Below are 19432 nucleotides of genomic sequence, written 5' to 3' on the forward strand. Positions count from 1 at the left end.
TCGGGGACGGATGGAGGTGGCGGGCGTCAGCCCTGCACACCGAAGGGCAGGGTGAAGCGCACGTCGCCTTCGACGATGTCGCGCATGTCGGGGATGCCGTTGCGGAACTGCAGCGTGCGCTCGAGACCCATGCCGAATGCGAATCCGGTGTACACGTCGGGGTCGATGCCCGAGGCCCGCAGCACATTCGGGTTCACCATGCCGCAGCCGCCCCACTCGACCCAGCCCGCGCCGCCCTTCTTGTTCGGGAACCAGACGTCCACCTCGGCGGACGGCTCGGTGAACGGGAAGTAGTTCGGACGCATCCGCGTCCGGGTCTCCGGTCCGAACAGGGCACGCGCGAACGCATCGAGCGTGCCGCGCAGGTGGCCCATGGTCAGACCCTTGTCCACCGCGAGACCCTCCACCTGGGAGAACACCGGGGTGTGCGTGGCGTCGAGTTCGTCGGTACGGAACGTGCGGCCCGGGCACACCACGTAGATCGGGATGTCGCGGTGCAGCATCGTGCGCACCTGCACCGGGGAGGTGTGGGTGCGCAGCACCTGACGCGACCCTTCCGGTGCGATGTGGAAGGTGTCCTGCATCGTGCGGGCCGGGTGGTCGGGCAGGAAGTTGAGGGCGTCGAAGTTGAAATGTTCGGTTTCGACCTCGGGCCCTTCGGCGATTTCCCATCCCATCGCGACGAACACGTCGGCGACCTGGTCGGAAATGATGCTGATCGGGTGCCGGGCACCGAGCGGGCGGCGAGTCGCCGGCAGCGTCACGTCGACGGCCTCGGCGACGAGGACTGCCGCGTCACGCTCGGCCTGCAGTTCCTCCTTGCGGGCGTCGAATGCGGCCTGCGCGGCGGTGCGGTGGGCGTTGACCCGCTTGCCCGCGTCGGCGCGCTCCTTGCCCGGCAGCGAGCCGAGCGCACGCTTGGCGAGGGAGATGGGCGCCTTGTCGCCGAGATGGTCGACCTTCGCTCGCGCGAGCGCGTCGAGGTCGGCGGCGGCCGCGAACGCCTCGATCGCAGCCTTCTCGGCCGCAGCGAGGGCCTCCTCGGTCAAGGCGCTCGGATCGACTGCCGGCGGGGTGCCGCCTTCATTCTTGGCCACGACCGGTGCAACTCCTTCTTCGGGCGAACGATGGTTCGAAATGTTCTCGCGGGCGCCGCCGCGACCGGATGGTCGACGGCGCACCGACAAATCCTATGTGATGGGTCCGGAGGCCCGAGTCTGCACCGGGGGCCGGTGCTGCACCCGGGAGCTGGCGTACAGGCAGATCGACGCTGCGGTAGCGAGGTTGAGAGACTCGGCACGACCCCGGATCGGGATACGGACCCGATGGTCTGCCCGCGCGGCGACCTCCGGATCGAGACCGTGGGCCTCGTTACCGAACAGCCACGCCGTGGGACGGGCCAGCAGTTCGTCGGCGTCGTCGAGTTCGACCTCGCCGTCGGCGGCCGTCGCGAGGATCTGCACGCCTGCGCCGGAGAGGGCGTCGAGAACACGCAGGGTGTCCCGCTCCCGCGCAACCGGCAGGTGGAAGATGCTGCCTGCCGACGCACGCACACACTTTCCGTTGTGCGGGTCCACCGAGTCGCCGGCGAGGATCACCGCGTCGGCGCCGACAGCGTCCGCGACACGGATCAGGGTGCCGGCGTTGCCGGGCTCCGCCATCGCGACGGGCACCGCCACGAGCCGGGGGCGCGGCGACAGTGCCGCCTCGAGAGGGACGTCGAGGGTGTCGCAGACGGCCACCAGTCCCGGCGGGGTCACTGTGTCCGACAGACGGGCGGCGGCTTTCTCGGTCACGGTGGCGACGCGCACCCCCGCGCGGTGCGCGGCGTCGACGCAGTCGCGGTAGCGTTCGGCCGCGGCTTCGGTGACGAACAGGTCGTGCACGTGACCGGCCGCGAGCGCTTCGGTGACGGAGTTCTCACCCTCGGCGAGAAACCGCCCGTTTTTGCGTCGTTCCGCGGCCCGCAAGAGTTTCACAGCAGAAACGACCCGCGGGGTGCGCTCGGTGAGCGGATCCACGGGCCGTTCCTGTGTTGTGTCGTCGTTCAGCGTCGTGCTCAGGCAGCCGGAGCGTTGACGTCGGCCGGCAGCGCAGCCTTGGCGAGCGCGACCAGGCCGGCGAATGCCTCGGCGTCGGAGACGGCGAGCTCGGCGAGGATCTTGCGGTCGACCTCGACACCCGCGGCCTTGAGGCCCTGGATGAAGCGGTTGTAGGTGATGTCGTTGGCGCGAGCCGCCGCGTTGATACGGCTGATCCACAGCTTGCGGAAATCACCCTTGCGGGCGCGACGGTCGCGGTAGGCGTAGGTCAGCGAGTGAAGCTGCTGCTCCTTGGCCTTGCGGTACAGACGCGAGCGCTGCCCGCGGTAGCCCTTCGAGGCCTCGAGAATCGAACGGCGCTTCTTCTGGGCGTTGACGGCCCTCTTCACGCGTGCCACTGGTTAAGTCCTGTCAAAGTTCGGGGGACGACATTGTTTCGTCCCCGGAGAGCGGGAAACGGTCGGGGAAGCTCAGAGGCCGAGCAGGCGCTTGACCCGCGGGGTGTCCGCGGGCGCGACCACTGCCACGCCGTCGAGACGGCGAGTGACGGTCGAAGGCTTGTGCTCGAGAAGGTGGCGGCGCCCGGCCTTCTGGCGCAGGATCTTCCCGCTGCCGGACACCTTGAATCGCTTCGCGGTGCCGCTGTGGGTCTTCGACTTGGGCATGGAGTCCTCAGTTCTTGTCGGTGTGTACATCGGTGCTCGCACGCAGCACCGGGTGTGCTGGTTCGAGCGGCTAGCTGCTTGGGGCGTCGCCCTGCTGCGGCGCCGGCGGCGGGGTCGCAGGGGCAGATGCCTGCGTTGCCTGCGCGGTGCTCGAGGGCTGCGCGGTGTTGACCGGTGCAGCATGGGCGGCTTCCTGCGCCTTCGCGCGGGTCTTCGCGCCCTTGTGCGGGGCCAGCACCATGGTCATGTTGCGACCGTCCTGCTTCGCGGAGGTTTCGATGAAGCCGAGTTCGGCGACATCCGCACCCAGACGCTGCAGCAACCGGTACCCGAGTTCGGGACGCGACTGCTCACGGCCACGGAACATGATGGTGACCTTGACCTTGGACCCGGCCTCGAGGAAGCGAACGACGTTGCGCTTCTTGGTCTCGTAGTCGTGATCGTCGATCTTGGGCCGGAGCTTCTGCTCCTTGATCACGGTCATCTGCTGGTTCTTGCGCGATTCGCGCGCCTTCTGCGCGTTCTCGTACTTGAACTTGCCGTAATCCATGATCTTGCAGACCGGCGGCCGAGCGTCGGGCGCCACCTCGACAAGGTCGAGATCGGCTTCGATGGCCAGGCGGAGTGCATCTTCAACACGCACGATGCCGACCTGTTCCCCGCCAGGTCCGACGAGACGGACCTCGGGAACTCGGATGCGTTCGTTGATGCGGGTCTCAGCGCTGATGTGGCCTCCTAGGTAGAACGGTGGGTCGGTGTGACCGCACCGCAGCAGGTGGCCCGAGTTCCTCGACGAAAAGACCCCGCTGTGGTGCCGAGGCTCCACGCGGGGTCCGATACCGACCGGTCGACGAACGGCAGTTGCACTGCACATACGCCCCAGCATCCCGGAGGATGCGGCATCCGCGGTGCGAGCACCGGGAAGACCGGACCACTGAACTGCATCTATGTGCCGCCAGAGGTGGGAGTCGGACTCCACTTTGCTGCCCATGCTGGTATGCATGGGCGGTCGTGGGGACAAGTCTAGCAAAGATGCACGTCGGCATCGAATCGCCCCGCGAGCGACCACCCGAACTGCGTCGCTCCCGGGCGCAGTGGGATCCTCGATGCATGACCGAGGCACCCGATTCCCAGGACCCGAACGTAGCGCCGGACGACGTGCGCGAACTCGCCGAGATCCCGGCTGTCGAGGTGATCAGCCGCGCTGCCGTGATGTTGATGAGTTCGGCCGCCGAGAAGCTGGGCCTCGGCGACGCCGACCCCCAGCAGAGCAGCCACCTCGATCTCGACGAGGCACGACGTGTGATCACTGCGCTGGCCGGCCTCGTCACGGCTTCCGTGGAATACCTCGGACCGCACGCCGGACCGATCCGAGAGGGCCTGCAAGCACTGCAGCGCGCGTTCCGGGAGGCATCGTCGACTCCCGACGAGCCCGGATTCGGTCCCGGCGAGAAGTACACCGGCCCCGTCTACTGATCCGACCCGCACAGCACGACACCCGGGACGCAGCGCTCGGCGCCGCTCCCGGGTGTCCTGCGTGACTATTTCGCCGCGACCTTCTTCTTCGCCGCCCGCTTCCGGGCCGGAGCCTTCTTCGGCGCGGGCGGTACAGGCGCGAGCGCCTCGGCGAGGAAGCGCCCGGTGTAGCTCGCTTCCACCTCGGCGATGTCCTCGGGCGTGCCCTGTCCGACGACGGTGCCGCCCCCGGCTCCGCCTTCGGGTCCCATGTCGATCACCCAGTCGGCCGTCTTGATGACGTCGAGGTTGTGCTCGATGACGATGACGGTGTTGCCCTTGTCGACAAGCCCGTTGATGACGCCGAGCAGTTTGCGGATGTCCTCGAAGTGCAGGCCGGTGGTCGGCTCGTCGAGGATGTACGCGGTGCGCCCGTTCGACCGCTTCTGCAGTTCCGCCGCGAGCTTGACGCGCTGGGCTTCGCCGCCGGACAGCGTGGTGGCCGGCTGGCCCAGCCGCACGTATCCCAGTCCCACCTCGGTGAGTGTCTTGAGATAGCGGTGGATCGAGGTGACGGGCTGGAAGAACTCGGCCGCCTCCTCGATCGACATGTCGAGAACCTCGGCGATCGTCTTGCCCTTGTAGTGCACCTCGAGGGTTTCGCGGTTGTACCGCGCCCCGTGGCACACCTCGCACGGCACATAGACGTCGGGCAGGAAGTTCATCTCGATCTTCAGCGTGCCGTCACCGGAACACGCCTCGCAGCGTCCGCCCTTGACGTTGAAGGAGAAGCGCCCCGGCTGGTACCCGCGCACCTTCGCCTCGGTGGTGGCCGCGAACAGCGTGCGGATCTTGTCGAACACCCCGGTGTAGGTCGCGGGGTTGGACCGCGGCGTGCGACCGATCGGAGACTGGTCGACGCGCACGAGCTTGTCGAGCTGGTCGAGACCGTTGATGCGGGTGTGCCGGCCGGGCACCTGGCGCGCCCCGTTGAGCTTGTTCGCCATCACCGTCGCGAGAATGTCGTTGACCAGCGTGGATTTACCCGAACCGGATACGCCGGTGACGCAGGTGAGCACACCGAGCGGGAACGACACGTCGATGTCGTGCAAGTTGTTCTCGCGCGCTCCCACCACGGTGATCTGCCGCTTCTGGTCCACGGGACGACGGAGTGCCGGGATCTCGATGGCTTCACGGCCGGACAGGTACGCGCCGGTCAGCGACTCGGGGTTGTCGAGCAACTCCTTGTAGGTGCCGCTGTGCACCACCCGGCCACCGTGTTCGCCCGCTCGCGGACCGATGTCCACGACCCAGTCGGACGCGCGGACGGTGTCCTCGTCGTGCTCGACGACGATGAGCGTGTTCCCGAGATCGCGGAGCCGCGTGAGGGTGTCGATGAGCCGCCGGTTGTCGCGCTGATGCAGGCCGATGGACGGTTCGTCGAGCACGTACAGGACACCGACGAGGCCGGAGCCGATCTGGGTGGCAAGCCGGATGCGCTGCGCTTCCCCGCCCGAGAGGGTCGCGGCGGCGCGGGAGAGCGAGAGGTAGTCGAGGCCCACGTCGAGCAGGAACCCGAGCCGCGCTTGCACTTCCTTGAGCACCTGGCCGGCGATGGCCGCCTCACGGCTACCCAGGGTGAGCGTGTCGAGGAACTCGGCGCACTCGGCGATCGACAGGTCGCACACCTCTGCGATCGACCTGCGGTCGTGGTTGCCGGCGGTGATGGTGACCGAGAGGATCTCGGGCCGCAACCGGGCGCCTTTACATGCGGGGCAAGGGATTTCCCGCATGTACCCGTCGTAGCGTTCCTTCATCTGATCGGACTCGGTCTGCTCGAGGCGACGATGCAGGAACGGCATCACACCTTCGAACTCGGCGTAGTACGAACGGACGCGGCCGTACCGGTTCTTGTACCGCACGTGCACCTGGTCGGTGCTGCCCTCGAGGACCGCCCTGCGAACCTTCGCGGGCAGTTTCTTCCACGGAGTGTTGATGTCGAAGCCCATGACGTCCGCCAAGCCGGTCAGCAGGCGCGTGAAGTATTCCGCGCTCTGGCCCATCGACCAGGGCGCGATCGCACCTTCTGCCAGGCTGACGTCCGGGTCGGGCACGACGAGATCGACGTCGACTTCCTTCCGGACACCGAGGCCCGCGCACTCGGGGCACGCGCCGTAGGGCGAGTTGAAGGAGAACGAGCGCGGCTCGAGATCGTCGATCGCCAGGGGGTGCCCGTTGGGGCACGCCAGCGACTCGGAGAACCGGCGCTCGCGATCCGGCGCATTCTCGTCGCGGTCCACGAAGTCGAGGACGACCACGCCTTCCGCCAGGCGCAACGCCGTCTCGACCGAATCGGTCAGGCGCTGCTTGGCGCTCGGCTTCACAGCCAACCGGTCGACCACGACCTCGATGTCGTGCTTCTCCTGCTTCTTGAGCTTCGGCGGATCCGACAGCGGATACACCACGCCGTCGACCCGGACGCGGGAGTAACCCTGCACGGTGAGCTGCTCGAACAGATCCACGAACTCGCCCTTGCGGGTACGGACGACCGGCGCGAGGATCTGGAATCGCGCCCCTTCCTCCATGTCGAGGACCTGATCGACGATCTGTTGCGGCGTCTGCCGGGAGATCTCCTCGCCACACACCGGGCAGTGCGGAGTGCCCGCGCGGGCGTACAGCAGACGCAGGTAGTCGTACACCTCGGTGATCGTGCCGACCGTGGATCGAGGATTGCGGTTGGTGGACTTCTGGTCGATGGACACAGCCGGCGACAAGCCCTCGATGAAGTCGACGTCGGGCTTGTCCATCTGTCCGAGGAACTGCCGGGCGTAGGCCGACAACGATTCGACGTAGCGCCGCTGGCCCTCCGCGAAAATGGTGTCGAACGCGAGGCTCGACTTGCCCGATCCCGACAGGCCGGTGAACACGATGAGGCTGTCGCGCGGTAGGTCCAGGTCTACTCCCCGCAGGTTGTGTTCCCGTGCTCCACGCACGATCAGGCGGTCCGCCACGCCATATCCTTCCTGTAGACACGGCCGAGGTTCGGCCTTGATCCATGGTAGGCGCGGGTACCGACAGAGGCCGGGCGCGCTTCGTCCCCTCCCGGGTGTGGCGGCGGTAGGTTTGCGGGTATGACGCAGCACACCGTGATCATCGAGGACACCTACACCGGCGACGTCACCCCGGGAGGTCCGGCCCAGCGACGCGCAGTCCCCGGCGCGGAGATCGTCAAACTCGCCGTCAGCCCGATGAACAACAACACCTACCTCGTCACCGACACCGCGACCGGCAAATCCGTATTCATCGATGCCGCAAACGAACCCGACACACTGGTGCAGTTCCTGCGCGACAACGCCCCGCACCTCGAACTCATCGTCACGACCCATCAGCACTGGGATCACTGGCAGGGTCTCGAGAAGGTCGCCGCCGAGACGGGTGTCCCCACCGCCGCGCACGCACTCGACGCCGGACCGCTGCCGGTCGCACCCGATCGAATTCTCACCGAGGGAGAGTCGATTCGGGTGGGTGACCTGGATCTCGAGGTGATTCACCTCGCAGGGCACACACCGGGGTCGGTCGCGCTGGTTCTCACCGAACAGGGCACAGGCAAGCACCACATCTTCACCGGCGACTCCCTCTTCCCCGGCGGCGTCGGCAAGACCCCGGACGACGACGCCTTCCGCTCGCTGATGAACGATGTCGAATCGAAGATCTTCGACCGCTTCGGCGACGACACTGTGTTCTACCCCGGGCACGGCAAGGACTCGACGCTCGGCGCGGAGCGTCCGCACCTCGGCGAGTGGCGCGAACGCGGCTGGTGACGGACTGCGTAGCAGGTCATCGGCCCGAGCCTCGACGCCGGCCGTTCGGGGACCCCGCATTCGAGGCGGAGCGAGGTTCCGGGCCGGTGATCCCGTACTGTCAGGTCATCAGGACCGTTCAGGTCCTCGAATGAGGGTGGCAGCATGGCCGACAAATCGCCTCGCAGTTCCATGTCCAAGAAGTCCGGCAAGTCGCTGAAGGAAAAGCGGGCCGACAAGAAGTCGGGCGCGAACTCCCAGGCCGATCCCGAGATCGTCGCGCACGTCAAGAAGCGCTGACACAACTCTCCCTCATCACCAAACCCGCAGGAGCACAACTACATATGCTTGATCTCGGTGTCCTGGCGCACTCTCGGAAGAAAAACGAGCGACGTCTGCCGATCCACCCGCACCACTTTTCCCGGATCGACGAGGATTTGCGTGCCCACATCTATCTGGAGCCCGGCTACGGCACACCCTTCGGTGTGTCCGATACCGATCTGGAGCCCTTCGTCGCGGGATTCCGTTCCCGGGAGCAGTTGATCGCCGACTGCGACGTGATCGCTCTGCCCAAGCTTCAGGCGAGCGATCTCGCGGAGTTCCGGGAGGGCCAGACGGTGTGGGGCTGGCCGCACTGCGTCCAGGACACCGCGGTGACGCAGCAGGCCATCGACCGGCGGCTGACGCTGATCGCCTTCGAAGCGATGAACCACTGGCGCAGCGACGGGAGCTTCGGGCTGCACGTGTTCCACAAGAACAACGAGCTTGCCGGTTACAGCTCGGTGATCCATGGTCTGCAGATCATCGGGTGCACCGGTGACTACGGCCGTCGTCTGCGCGCCGTCGTCATCGGGTTCGGGGCAACGGCCCGGGGCGCGGTCACCGCCTTGAACGCACACGGCATCGACGATGTCCGGGTGCTCACCAACCGTGATGTGGCCGCCGTCGGATCGCCTATCCACTCGGCGCGCATCGTTCGGTTCGAACACGACGCCACCGATCCGCATCGCAGCTTCGTGCTCACCGACGAGGGACGGGTGCCGCTGGCGCCGTACCTCGCGGAGAACGACATCGTGGTCAACTGCGTCCTGCAGGACACCGCGGAACCGCTCACGTTCCTCCACGAAGAAGACCTGGATGCGTTCGCGTCCGGCAGCCTGATCGTCGATGTGTCGTGCGATGCGGGCATGGGGTTCAGCTGGGCGAGGCCCACCTCGTTCACCGAGCCGAGCTTCGTCGTCGGTAACAACATCCACTACTACGCCGTGGATCACAGTCCGTCGTACCTGTGGAACTCCGCGACGTGGGAAATCAGTGCAGCGCTGCTCCCCCACGTGCGGACGGTCCTCTCCGGCCCGGACGCCTGGGCCGGCGACCAGGTCATCGCCCGAGCGATCGAGATTCGCGACGGAGTGATCCGGAATCCGAGTATCACCACGTTCCAGCACCGCGCCGCCGACTACCCGCACGCGATGCTCGCGGAGACGGTGGACGCGACCGCGCGATGACGGGTGCCGCGACCGGCACCCGCCGGTCGCGGTTACGCGATCGCGGGCATCCGGACGACCTGCCCGGCGTACGAAAGCCCGGCCCCGAACCCGAGCAGCAGTGCCGTGTCACCGGGCTTGGACGCACCGGATCGCAGCAACTCTTCCATGGCCATCGGAATCGAGGCCGCGCTCGTGTTGCCCGTTTCCGCGATGTCGCGAGCGACCGCCACGGTGTCGGGTAGTCCCAAGGTCCGGATCAGGGCATCGGTGATGCGGCTGTTGGCTTGGTGCGGCACGAAGGCATCGAGGTCGTCGACCGTGACGCCGGATTTCGCCAGGGCGTCTTTGCACGCCGTCTCGAGGAACGTCACGGCCCAGCGGAAAACGGCCGCGCCGTTCATCCGGATGTACGGGCGTACCGGCGTCTGACCGCCGGCCAGCGCGGCGTCGACCTCGCCGAAATACTGCTGGAAATCCTTGTCCTGCTTGATGGCGTCGGTCTGGCTGCCGTCCGAGCCCCAGGCAACCGGCCCGATCCCTTCCTCCTCGGCCGGGCCCACGATTGCGGCCCCGGCGCCGTCGGCGAAGATGAACGCGCACGTGCGGTCGGTGGGATCGAGCAGGTCGGACAGTCGCTCCACGCCGATGACCAGGACGTTGCGGGCCTGGCCGGCGCGGACGAGACTCGCCGCGTTGCCGAGCGCGTAGCAGAACCCGGCGCAGCCCGCGGAGACGTCGTAGGCGGCGGTGTTCTGCATGCCCAGTTCGGTGGCCACGACAGCCCCCGCGGACGGTCCCAGCACCATCTGCGACGAGGTGGCCAGTACGACGGCATCGATCTGATCGACATCCATGCCCGCCGCGGACAGCGCGTCGCGGGCAGCGGCCGTGCTCATCGAGACGATCGTTTCGTCAGGTTCGGCCCAGTGGCGGGCGGTGATGCCGGAGCGGGTCCTGATCCATTCATCGGTGGAGTCGATGCGCTCGACGATCTCCGAATTGGGAACGACGCGGCGAGGCCGGTAGACCCCCAGACCGAGGAGGGCGGTGTGAACTGTCGGCGGTGCGGTGGTGATGTGTGCGGGCATTCGCACATCTTGCCCCTACCGCGCGCCGTTCGGAAGCACTTCCATGGCATCGCCACAACGCCCCCGCGCGCACGACTGAACGCCGGACAGGACAGCCGGCCGCTCTACTGCCGGTCCGCTTCCGATTCGTCCCCGCGATGTTCGTCGTCAGGCTCGGCGAACGCGGTACCGGAGACCATTCCGTCGGTACCCGGCACGGTTTCGGTGGGCCGTACCCCGGGTTCGTACATCTTGCGGACCTTCTCGGCCTTGTCCTGCGCCTGCCGCTTCGCGTCTTCGTCGAGGTTGTCCCATCCACTCGGATCCTGACTGTCGTCCACGCCGGACTCCCCTCGTTCCGAAGTTCCGCCGGCGGAGACTGCCGGCATCAACAGCGTCCCCCCGATTCCCCTTCCCGGGGCTCGTTTCGTCGGGATCGGCCTTCTGATCCCGGTACGATTCGGTCGCATCAGGCCTCGCTCCTGCGAACTCCGGCACGGTGAACCATGGCGGCACTTCTGCTCGGCCCCGTCCTCAGGCACGTCGGTTCCACGGACGCCACGGTGTGGGTGGAAACATCTGCCCCCTGCACCGTCGAGATACTCGGCCGTTCCGAACGGACGTGGTCCGTCGAGGGACACCATTACGCGCTCGTGGTGATCGACGGCCTGGAGCCGGGTTCCACCACGCCGTACCGGGTGCGACTCGACGACACCGACGTCTGGCCACTCGAGGACGCCGACGCCTCTGTCATCCGGTCCCTGAGCGACGACGCCCGGTTCGATCTCGCGTTCGGCTCGTGCCGGGTCGCCACCACCGGCGCCGAGACCGACGGCGGGGGCGACGAGTCGCTCGGCGCGGACGCTCTCGCGGTTTACGCGCAGCGTATGAGGACGCAACCGCGCGACCTGTGGCCCGACGCGTTGATGCTGCTGGGCGACCAGGTCTATGCCGACGAACTGTCGCCCGAAATCCTGCAACGCGTCGGAGAGCGGCACGACCTGGACGAGCCGCCCGGCGCCCAGGTGCGGGACTTCGAGGAATACACCTGGCTCTATGCCCAGGCGTGGTCGGACCCGGAGGTGCGGTGGCTGCTGTCGACCGTGCCGACCTCGATGATCTTCGACGACCACGACGTGCACGACGACTGGAACACCTCGCAATCGTGGCGCGCCGAATTCGAGGCGAGCAACTGGTGGGAGGAGCGGATCGTCGGGGCGCTCATGTCGTACTGGATCTACCAGCACCTCGGAAACCTCTCGCCCGCGGAACTGCGCCGGAACGAGTTGTACGCCAAGATCCGCGGGACCACCGGCGACGCGACCGCCCTGCTGCGCGAGTTCGCGTCCGAGGCCGACGAGGAGGCCGACGGTGCGCGCGGTGTGCAGTGGTCGTATCGCCGGGATTTCGGGTCGGTGCGTCTTCTCGTGATCGATTCGCGCTGCGGGCGGGTCCTCACCTCGGAACGGCGCGAGATGGTCTCCGATCCGGAGTTCGACTGGATCGAAGACCAGACGGTGGGCGACTACGACCACCTCCTCGTCGGAACGTCGTTGCCCTGGCTGCTGCCCCGCGCGTTGCACGATGCGGAGGCCTGGGACGAGCAGTTGGCGTTCGGTGCGCGGGGACCGCGGCTCGCCCGCTGGGCGGAGAGTCTGCGCCGCGGCGCCGACCTCGAGCATTGGGCGGCGTTCCACGACTCGTTCGACCGTCTCGCGCGACTCTTCGGCGAAGTCGCCCGCGGAGACCGGACCGACGCGTCCGGCATCCCGCCGGCGACGATCTGTGTGCTGTCGGGCGATGTCCACCACGCCTACGCCGCGAGCGCGCGGTTCACCTTCCCGACCGACTCGCAGGTCTATCAGTTGACGTGTTCACCTCTCCACAATCGGGTTCCGGCCGCGGTCCGGGCGGGGTTCCGGGCGGCGTGGAGTCGCCTGGCGGAACGGTCGGTACGCGGGTTGCTCCGGCTTGTCACGCCGGTTCCCCGGTCGCCCGTGGAGTGGGATCGGATCGCCGGGCCGACGTTCGGGAACCAGATCGCGACGCTCCGGTTGCACGGCCGCGCGGCACGACTGTCGATCGAGCGCACCACGAGCCGTGGTAGCGCCGCCCCGTACTTCGAGTGCGTCACCGACCTGGTCCTGTCGCGGGACGACGCGACTACGGACGCGCCGCGACTGCATCGTCCGGACCGCGCGGAGACCTGACCTGCCGTAAATGCAATTCTCACGAAATCGCAACCACATAATCGACGACGACATATCTTGTTGACATCGCACCGTCGGCGATGTTAGACATTCCGCACGTGCCGAACCCGCACGTGTTTGCGCTTTCATTCTCGAACCTGTTGGGGCACAAGCCTTCAGCGGACGCCTGACGGACTGTCCAGGTGAACGGAGAACCTGCCGCATGACACTTCCGCCGTCGTTTTCCCGCATACCGAACCGCCCTCTGCGACGAGCACTCCGGTGACCCGCACGCAGACTCCCCCAGCTGTCCGCGACGACGCCGCCGCGCGCGGGGTAGTCGGCACCTCGGTTCCGCGCATCGAGGATCTCCGCCTGGTCACGGGCGCCGGCACGTTCGTCGACGACGTGACCCGGCCCGGGATGGTGCACGCCTGTTTTGTACGAAGCCCGTTGCCCCGCGCGCGAATAGGCGCGATCGATACATCCGCGGCACTGCAGCTCGAGGGCGTCTTCGCGGTATACACCGCCGCCGAACTGAACACCGTCGCGCACCAGATCTCCTACGCGCTCGACATGCCCGGCATGCCGCCGGTACCTCGGCCACCGCTCGCCGAAGAAGAGGTGCGATTCGTCGGAGACCCGGTGGCCCTGGTCGTTGCCGTCGACCGGTACGTCGCAGAAGACGCCGTCGAACTCGTGGAAGTCGAGTACGAACCGCTCGAACCGGTACTCGATTACGTCACCGCGGATTCGTCACCGCATCTCGTGCACGCCGGGTTCGCCGGCAACTCCGCCGGTGAGATGGCCGGACGTCCGGCATCGGATCTCGATCCGATCTTCGAGGCCGCCGCACATACCGTGCAGCAGCAGATCTTTCAGCAGGCCTACCTACCCGTTCCGATGGAAACCCGCGGGCTGGTGGCGGAGTGGTCGGCCTCGACAGGCGAGATGACGGTGTGGATCTCCACCCAGTCGCCCCACGAGGTGCGCGGCTTCTGTGCCCGGCTGCTGGGCATCGACGAACACCGGGTCCGGGTGATCGCGCGCGACACCGGAGGGGGTTTCGGACTCAAGGTTGCGCCGCTGCGCGAGGAGATCTGCATCCAGCTCGCGGCACGCACGCTCGGCACGGCGGTCAAGTGGATCGAGGACCGGCAAGAGAATCTGATGTCGTCCGGTATGGCGCGTCATGAGCACGCAGACGTGCGGATGGCCTTCGACGCGGAGGGCCGGATCCTTGCGGCGGGAATGGACCATGTGCAGAACGTCGGTGCCTACCCCACTCCTTCGCCTCTCACCGCCGGAGTCGTGGTGGGCATGCTGTTCCCGGGTCCCTACCGGGTCCCGGACGCGTCGTTCAGCGTGAAGTTCCACTACTCCAATACCGTCGGCCGGCTTGCCTACCGTGGTCCCTGGCAGTTCGAATCCGTCGCTCGTGAAGTGCTTCTCGACCATGCCGCCCGCCGGATCGGCATCGATCCCGTCGAGCTGCGACGTCGCAACATGATCCGCCGCGAGGACTTGCCCGCGTTCAACCCGCACGGCATGCCGCTCGATCACATCTCACCCCTCGACACTCTCGAGCAGGCTGTGGCGATGCTCGGCTACGAGGACTTCCGGGAAGAGCAGCAACGCGCCCGCGCCGAGGGACGGTACCTCGGCGTCGGTACGTGCACCTACGTCGAGCCGACTACGGGCGGAACCTCGTTCCACAGCACCGAGGGCGCCACCATCCGGATCGAGCCGACCGGCAAGGTGAACGTCTATGTTGCCGGTGGCTCCGCGGGCAACAGTCTCGAGACGACCGTCGTGCAGTTGACGGCAGATGCCCTCGGCGTTGCGATGGCGGATGTCCGGACGGTCCAGGGCGATACCGCCGTCACGCCGTTCGGGGCCGGCACCGGTGGCAGCAGGTCCGGGTCGATGACGGCAGGTGCGATTGCCGAGACCGCCGCGGGCCTGCGTGAACGGATCGTGGCGATCGCGGCGCACCGGTTGGACACGACTCCCGACGAGATCGACTTCGTCGACAGCACGGCGTCGGCGCGGAACGCACCGGACAAGACACTGTCGCTGGCCGAGATCGCGGATATCGCCTACTTCCAGGGTGAGGCCCTGCCACCGGGTGTCCCGCCGGGTCTGGAAGCGAGCGGGCGCTACCGGACACCACACATGATGATCTGGGCCAACGCCACCCACGTGTGCACCTGCGAGGTGGACGTAGCGACCGGCAAGGTGACTCTGCTTCGCTACATCGTGAGCGAGGACTGCGGCAAGATGATCAATCCGAGCGTGGTGGAGGGCCAGATCTGCGGCGGCACCGTCCAGGGAATCGGCGGCGCACTGTACGAGCATCTCGCGTACGACGACAGCGGCAATCCCGTCGCCACCACCTTCATGGACTACCTGCTGCCGACGGCATCCGAGATTCCGGCGATCGAGATCGGGCACATCGACACCCCGAGCCCGGGGCCCGGAAACTTCAAGGGCGTCGGCGAGGGCGGCGCGATCGGCGCGACGCCCGCAGTGCTCAACGCGGTGATGGACGCGCTTGCTCCGTTCGGAGTCGAACTGAAGCAGCTGCCGCTGTCCCCCTCCGCCGTTCTGACGATGATCGACGACGCGCGCACCGCCGCGAAGGACGACGAATGAAACCCGCCACGTTCGACTATCACGCACCGGAGACGGCCGACGAGGCGGTTCACCTGCTCGCCGAACTCGGTGACGAGGCCAAGTTCATCGCCGGCGGGCAGAGCCTGATGCCGCTGCTCGTCCTGCGGCTCGCCGTGTTCGACCACCTCGTCGACCTCCGGCGACTCACCGATCTGGCGGACATCACGGCCGGCACCGACACCGTCCGGATCGGGGCCACCACCACGCACACGATGGTCGGCCGGTCCGAGACGATCGCCCGAAGCGTTCCCCTGCTCGCCCGCGCGACACCGCTCATCGGGCACTTCCAGATCCGCAACCGCGGCACGATAGGCGGTTCCCTCGCGCACGCAGATGCCGCAGCGGAGTATCCGGCGGTGGCCCTGACCCTCGATGCCGACATCGAAACGCGCTCCCCCCGGGGGCTGCGCACGATCCCCGCCGCCGAGTTCCTCCAGGGGATGTGGACGACGGCCATGGAACCGGACGAACTGGTGACCGCCGTGACATTCCCGGTGTGGGGCGGCCGATGCGGTTCTGCGATCGAAGAGTTCACCCGCCGCAGCGGCGACTTCGCGGTGGCGGGCGCTGCGGTCGCGCTCCGCGTGGATGCGGACGAGCGGATCGAACGGTGCGCGGTCACGGTCTTCGGAATGGGCCCGACACCGATCCGCGCGCGAACGGTCGAAAAGGAACTGCTCGGGCGCGGGGCATCGACGATCTCCGCCGAGGAGGTCGGCCGCAACGCGACCGCACATCTCGACGCGGTTCCGTCGGACGGTCACGGCACGGCCGGGTACAGGCGCCGCGTCGGGTCCGCGATGGTAGCTCGCGCGTGGAACCGCGCCGTGAAGGAGGCACTCGATGACTGACGTCGATATCCGTGTCCGGATCAACGGCGCGACCCGCCACGATCGCGTACCACCGCGCTTGACGCTGGCCGATTACCTGCGCGAGCGGTGCGGCCTGACCGGCACACATCTGGGATGCGAGCACGGAGTGTGCGGGGCGTGCACCGTCCTCTTCGACGGCGAGGCCGTGCGCGCGTGCCTGATCTTCGCGGTCCAGGCCGACGGAGCCGAACTGACGACCATCGAGGGCCTCGCCGGCGCCGACGGGGAACTGTCCTCCGTCCAGGCAGCCTTCCGCGACCAGCACGGACTCCAGTGCGGTTTCTGCACACCGGGATTCATCGTCTCGGCAACCGCTTTCCTGCGCGAGAACCCGTCACCGTCCGACGACGAGATCCGGGAAGCGATCTCGGGCAACCTGTGCCGCTGCACCGGTTACCAGGGCATCGTCCGCGCGGTACGCGCCGCGGCCGGTGGCCCCGACTCCAGCGGCGAGCCCGGCACCGTCGCCGCATCCGGCGCCTGACGCATACGACGACAACACCGAGTGAAGACGATCCCGCCCGAGTATCCCTGTACAGCGAAGGAACAGCTGTGACCATCGATGACGCACCCGTCGACCGGGACCGTAAGCACCCCCGGGCCCATTTCGACCGGCACACCCCGGAATACCGGCATCGGTTCGAGGAGATCACGCATGATCTTCACGCCCGGTGCCCCCTCGCCTGGACCGACACCTACGACGGGCACTGGGTAGCCAGCGGGAGCGACGAGGTCTTCGAGCTCGCACGCAGTGCCGACGTGTCGAACGACCACGACGTTCACGGCACCCGGCGCGGATACAAGGGGATCTCGATTCCCACCGCACGTCGCGCGGCAATGGTGCGCGGCGGCATTCTCGAGATGGACGACCCCGAGCATCGCCTCTACCGGCAGGTCCTCAACCCTTACCTGTCCCCTGCCGCGGTGAAACGGTGGGAACCGTTCATCGACGAAGCAGCCCACGCCGCACTCGACGAGAAGATCGAATCCGGACGGATCGACTTCGTCGACGACCTGGCCAACGTCGTGCCCGCCGTCCTCACCCTCGCCATGCTCGGTATCCCGATCGAGAAATGGTCCGTGTACAGCGAACCGGTGCACGCGTCGGTCTACACACCGGAGAATTCGCCGGACGCCGAGCGGGTCGCCGAGATGCACCGCGCGATGGGGATCGACCTGCTGTCGAATCTGGCCGAGATCAAGACGAACCCTCGTCCGGGACTCGTCAACGGGCTCGTCGAGTTGCGCATCGACGGCGAGCCGGCGCCCGACCTCGAACTGCTGGGCATGCTCGGACTGCTGATCGGTGGCGGTTTCGACACGACGACGGCGCTCACCGCCCACTCGCTCGAGTGGTTGTCGTCGAATCCCGACCAGCGTGACGTGCTCATCCGCGACCGCGAACAGTTGCTCGATTCGGCCACCGAAGAGTTCCTGCGCTTCTTCACGCCGGCACCGGGCGACGGGCGCACCGTCGCGGCCGACTTCGAGGTCGGTGGCACCGAGTTGCGCGAAGGTGAGCGCTTGTGGCTGTCGTGGGCGATGGCGAACCGTGACGCGACGGTCTTTCCCGATCCCGACGAGATCGTCCTGGACCGGAAAGGGAACCGGCACTTCAGTTTCGGTCTCGGAATCCATCGCTGCATCGGCTCCAACGTAGCCCGAACGGTGTTCAAGTCGATGCTCACCGCGGTACTCGACCGCATGCCGGACTTCCGGTGCGATCCCGAAGGGACGGTGCATTACGACACCATCGGTGTCATCCAGGGCATGCGGCACCTGCCCGCGTCCTTCACTCCGGGCCCCCGGAGAGGCCCGGGCCTGAGCGCCACGCTCGAGAAGCTGCAACGGATCTGCGACGAGCAGCAACTGGCCGCCCCGGTGACCGCCCGCCCGGAGGTCGCGCGCATCGATTGACGCGACGACCCTCAGGTCTCGGCCCGGTTGCGCCGGCGGGTGTGCACCCCTGCCGATTCGGGTTATCTAGAAGTTCCGTCCTATGCGAACCCCACTTCTGCGCGGAAAAGGACATCCCGGGCGACACTCCGGGATCCCGGGCATATTCCGGCAGCGGTGGGGGTACACGGGTTGCGGTGGCAACACACCCGACAACGGGAGGAATTACATGATCGTCCGGAGACTCGCGAGGCCGATGCTCGCGTCCATTTTCATTGCCGGGGGCGTCGACGCTCTCCGCAATCCCGCTCCGCGGGCGAACGCGGCTCAGCCCGCGTTGGATCAGGCGGTGAATGTCCTGCCCGCCTCGGTCACCGATCGGCTCCCGAGCAACCCCGAGACGCTGATCCAGCTCAACGCCGCCGTGCAGATCGGTGCCGGCGCGCTCTTCGCGCTCGGTAAGGCACCTCGACTCTCGGCACTCGCCCTCGCAGGTTCGCTCATACCGACCACCGCCGTCGGACACGACTTCTGGAACGCTCAGGATGCGGAAACCCGTTCCAAGCAGCGCACCGAGTTCATCAAGAGTGTCAGCCTGCTGGGCGGGCTCCTCATCGCCGCGGTGGACACCGAAGGCAAACCGTCGCTCGGATGGCGAGGCCGCCGCGCGGCGCGGCACGCCCAGGCTTCCGTGGCAGCGGCTCTCCCCCTCGCAGCTTCCTCCGATCGCGGCACTGCGGAGGCCTTCAGCAACGTCGCCGATCGCGTGAAGTCCCTGACCGGTGACGCAGCCGAACACGGCGGTCATCTGCTCGATGTCGCCAAGGAACGTGGTCCCGTCCTCGCCGAGGTGGCGAAGGAACGCGGCACCGACTTCCTCGAGGTTGCGCGTGATCGTGGCCCCGTACTCGCAGAACGCGCACGGGAGCGCGGCACCGGCCTGATCGACATCGCGAAGGAACGCGGCCCCGTGTTCGCGGACACCGCACGCGAGCGCGGCACCGAACTGCTCGACGTCGCGAAGGAACGCGGCCCCGAGATCGCCGAGGTCGCCCGTGTACGCGGCACCAAGTTCCTGGACACCGCCCGTGATCGCAGCAGCGAGTGGGCACAGCTTGCAGACGAGCGTTCGGCGGTGCTCAACGCCAAGGCGCTCAAGGCCGCTGAGAAGGCACGGATCAGCGCCGAGAAGGCCCGCAAGCAGGCAGAAAAGACCATCGAGAAGAATCGTAAGGCGCTCGAGAAGAAGCGGTAAGACCGCCTCGAGACGAGCACAGCGA

General features: G+C 67.3%; 18 protein-coding genes. 10 read left to right on the forward strand and 8 right to left on the reverse strand.

Going from position 1 to position 19432, the window contains the following annotated elements; translation table 11 throughout:
• Window positions 1-26 precede the first annotated feature (26 nt).
• The 5 genes from pheS to infC form a co-directional block, all read right to left on the reverse strand.
• A complete protein-coding gene (gene pheS, locus ACFWBU_RS12515; RefSeq protein ID WP_169622986.1) occupies window positions 27-1097 on the reverse strand; it encodes a phenylalanine--tRNA ligase subunit alpha in 1071 nt (356 codons plus the stop codon).
• A gap of 93 nt (window positions 1098-1190) precedes the next feature.
• Window positions 1191-2021, reverse strand: coding sequence for an RNA methyltransferase (locus tag ACFWBU_RS12520; RefSeq protein WP_169622985.1), 831 nt, complete (start codon window positions 2019-2021; stop codon window positions 1191-1193).
• Between the two features lie 38 nt (window positions 2022-2059).
• The gene (gene rplT / locus ACFWBU_RS12525) at window positions 2060-2440 is read right to left on the reverse strand and encodes a 50S ribosomal protein L20 (RefSeq protein WP_169622984.1); all 381 of its coding nucleotides are present in this window, start codon (window positions 2438-2440) and stop codon (window positions 2060-2062) included.
• A gap of 72 nt (window positions 2441-2512) precedes the next feature.
• Complete coding sequence (gene rpmI / locus ACFWBU_RS12530; RefSeq protein ID WP_072698932.1) at window positions 2513-2707, reverse strand: 50S ribosomal protein L35; 195 nt, start codon at window positions 2705-2707, stop codon at window positions 2513-2515.
• Window positions 2708-2777: 70 nt separating this feature from the next.
• The gene (gene infC / locus ACFWBU_RS12535; protein WP_206037422.1) at window positions 2778-3479 is read right to left on the reverse strand and encodes a translation initiation factor IF-3; all 702 of its coding nucleotides are present in this window, start codon (window positions 3477-3479) and stop codon (window positions 2778-2780) included.
• A 338-nt stretch (window positions 3480-3817) separates the two neighbouring features.
• Between infC and ACFWBU_RS12540 the strand changes: the two genes are divergently transcribed.
• Entirely contained in the window at window positions 3818-4183 is a 366-nt protein-coding gene (locus ACFWBU_RS12540) for a DUF1844 domain-containing protein (protein WP_169622983.1), read from the forward strand.
• A gap of 65 nt (window positions 4184-4248) precedes the next feature.
• Here the strand turns inward: ACFWBU_RS12540 and uvrA are convergent, their stop codons facing one another.
• Window positions 4249-7173, reverse strand: coding sequence for an excinuclease ABC subunit UvrA (gene uvrA / locus ACFWBU_RS12545; RefSeq protein ID WP_169622982.1), 2925 nt, complete (start codon window positions 7171-7173; stop codon window positions 4249-4251).
• Between the two features lie 120 nt (window positions 7174-7293).
• On the opposite strand from uvrA, the gene ACFWBU_RS12550 reads away from it, so the two are divergent.
• The 3 genes from ACFWBU_RS12550 (at window position 7294) to ACFWBU_RS12560 (ending at window position 9470) form a co-directional block, all read left to right on the forward strand.
• Window positions 7294-7983 carry an MBL fold metallo-hydrolase gene (locus ACFWBU_RS12550; protein ID WP_378528412.1) on the forward strand — a complete coding sequence of 230 codons (690 nt, stop codon included), beginning with the start codon at window positions 7294-7296 and terminating at the stop codon, window positions 7981-7983.
• A 144-nt stretch (window positions 7984-8127) separates the two neighbouring features.
• Complete coding sequence (locus ACFWBU_RS12555; RefSeq protein ID WP_277350493.1) at window positions 8128-8262, forward strand: hypothetical protein; 135 nt, start codon at window positions 8128-8130, stop codon at window positions 8260-8262.
• Window positions 8263-8306: 44 nt separating this feature from the next.
• Window positions 8307-9470 carry a N(5)-(carboxyethyl)ornithine synthase gene (locus ACFWBU_RS12560; protein ID WP_378528413.1) on the forward strand — a complete coding sequence of 388 codons (1164 nt, stop codon included), beginning with the start codon at window positions 8307-8309 and terminating at the stop codon, window positions 9468-9470.
• A gap of 32 nt (window positions 9471-9502) precedes the next feature.
• Here the strand turns inward: ACFWBU_RS12560 and ACFWBU_RS12565 are convergent, their stop codons facing one another.
• Window positions 9503-10540, reverse strand: a complete 1038-nt coding sequence (locus ACFWBU_RS12565) for a beta-ketoacyl-ACP synthase III (RefSeq protein ID WP_378528414.1) — start codon at window positions 10538-10540, stop codon at window positions 9503-9505.
• A 104-nt stretch (window positions 10541-10644) separates the two neighbouring features.
• The gene (locus ACFWBU_RS12570) at window positions 10645-10860 is read right to left on the reverse strand and encodes a hypothetical protein (protein WP_240955183.1); all 216 of its coding nucleotides are present in this window, start codon (window positions 10858-10860) and stop codon (window positions 10645-10647) included.
• Window positions 10861-11025: 165 nt separating this feature from the next.
• Between ACFWBU_RS12570 and ACFWBU_RS12575 the strand changes: the two genes are divergently transcribed.
• The 6 genes from ACFWBU_RS12575 to ACFWBU_RS12600 all read left to right on the forward strand — a co-directional run bounded on the left by ACFWBU_RS12575 (window position 11026) and on the right by ACFWBU_RS12600 (window position 19407).
• Window positions 11026-12729, forward strand: a complete 1704-nt coding sequence (locus ACFWBU_RS12575) for an alkaline phosphatase D family protein (protein WP_169652892.1) — start codon at window positions 11026-11028, stop codon at window positions 12727-12729.
• 261 nt (window positions 12730-12990) lie between these two features.
• On the forward strand, window positions 12991-15363 hold the full coding sequence (locus ACFWBU_RS12580) for a xanthine dehydrogenase family protein molybdopterin-binding subunit (RefSeq protein WP_296549901.1): 2373 nt from the start codon (window positions 12991-12993) through the stop codon (window positions 15361-15363).
• Entirely contained in the window at window positions 15360-16235 is an 876-nt protein-coding gene (locus tag ACFWBU_RS12585) for an FAD binding domain-containing protein (RefSeq protein ID WP_378528415.1), read from the forward strand. Before ACFWBU_RS12580 ends, ACFWBU_RS12585 begins: the two co-directional genes overlap by 4 nt.
• Window positions 16228-16740, forward strand: a complete 513-nt coding sequence (locus ACFWBU_RS12590; RefSeq protein ID WP_296549898.1) for a (2Fe-2S)-binding protein — start codon at window positions 16228-16230, stop codon at window positions 16738-16740. Before ACFWBU_RS12585 ends, ACFWBU_RS12590 begins: the two co-directional genes overlap by 8 nt.
• Before the next feature lie 68 nt (window positions 16741-16808).
• Window positions 16809-18173, forward strand: coding sequence for a cytochrome P450 (locus ACFWBU_RS12595; RefSeq protein ID WP_378528416.1), 1365 nt, complete (start codon window positions 16809-16811; stop codon window positions 18171-18173).
• A gap of 208 nt (window positions 18174-18381) precedes the next feature.
• The gene (locus ACFWBU_RS12600) at window positions 18382-19407 is read left to right on the forward strand and encodes a DoxX family protein (RefSeq protein ID WP_169622972.1); all 1026 of its coding nucleotides are present in this window, start codon (window positions 18382-18384) and stop codon (window positions 19405-19407) included.
• Window positions 19408-19432: the final 25 nt, after the last annotated feature.

This window comes from Rhodococcus sp. NPDC060084 (genome assembly GCF_042730335.1).
Taxonomy (GTDB): Bacteria; Actinomycetota; Actinomycetes; order Mycobacteriales; family Mycobacteriaceae; genus Rhodococcus.

Coding starts and splice junctions, on each gene's coding strand:
- rpmI (WP_072698932.1), bottom strand. CDS start 2,707: ATGCCCAAGTCGAAGACCCACAGCGGCACCGCGAAGCGATTCAAGGTG.
- ACFWBU_RS12555 (WP_277350493.1), top strand. CDS start 8,128: ATGGCCGACAAATCGCCTCGCAGTTCCATGTCCAAGAAGTCCGGCAAG.
- ACFWBU_RS12550 (WP_378528412.1), top strand. CDS start 7,294: ATGACGCAGCACACCGTGATCATCGAGGACACCTACACCGGCGACGTC.
- ACFWBU_RS12560 (WP_378528413.1), top strand. CDS start 8,307: ATGCTTGATCTCGGTGTCCTGGCGCACTCTCGGAAGAAAAACGAGCGA.
- ACFWBU_RS12540 (WP_169622983.1), top strand. CDS start 3,818: ATGACCGAGGCACCCGATTCCCAGGACCCGAACGTAGCGCCGGACGAC.
- ACFWBU_RS12585 (WP_378528415.1), top strand. CDS start 15,360: ATGAAACCCGCCACGTTCGACTATCACGCACCGGAGACGGCCGACGAG.
- ACFWBU_RS12600 (WP_169622972.1), top strand. CDS start 18,382: ATGATCGTCCGGAGACTCGCGAGGCCGATGCTCGCGTCCATTTTCATT.
- ACFWBU_RS12590 (WP_296549898.1), top strand. CDS start 16,228: ATGACTGACGTCGATATCCGTGTCCGGATCAACGGCGCGACCCGCCAC.
- ACFWBU_RS12575 (WP_169652892.1), top strand. CDS start 11,026: ATGGCGGCACTTCTGCTCGGCCCCGTCCTCAGGCACGTCGGTTCCACG.
- ACFWBU_RS12565 (WP_378528414.1), bottom strand. CDS start 10,540: ATGCCCGCACACATCACCACCGCACCGCCGACAGTTCACACCGCCCTC.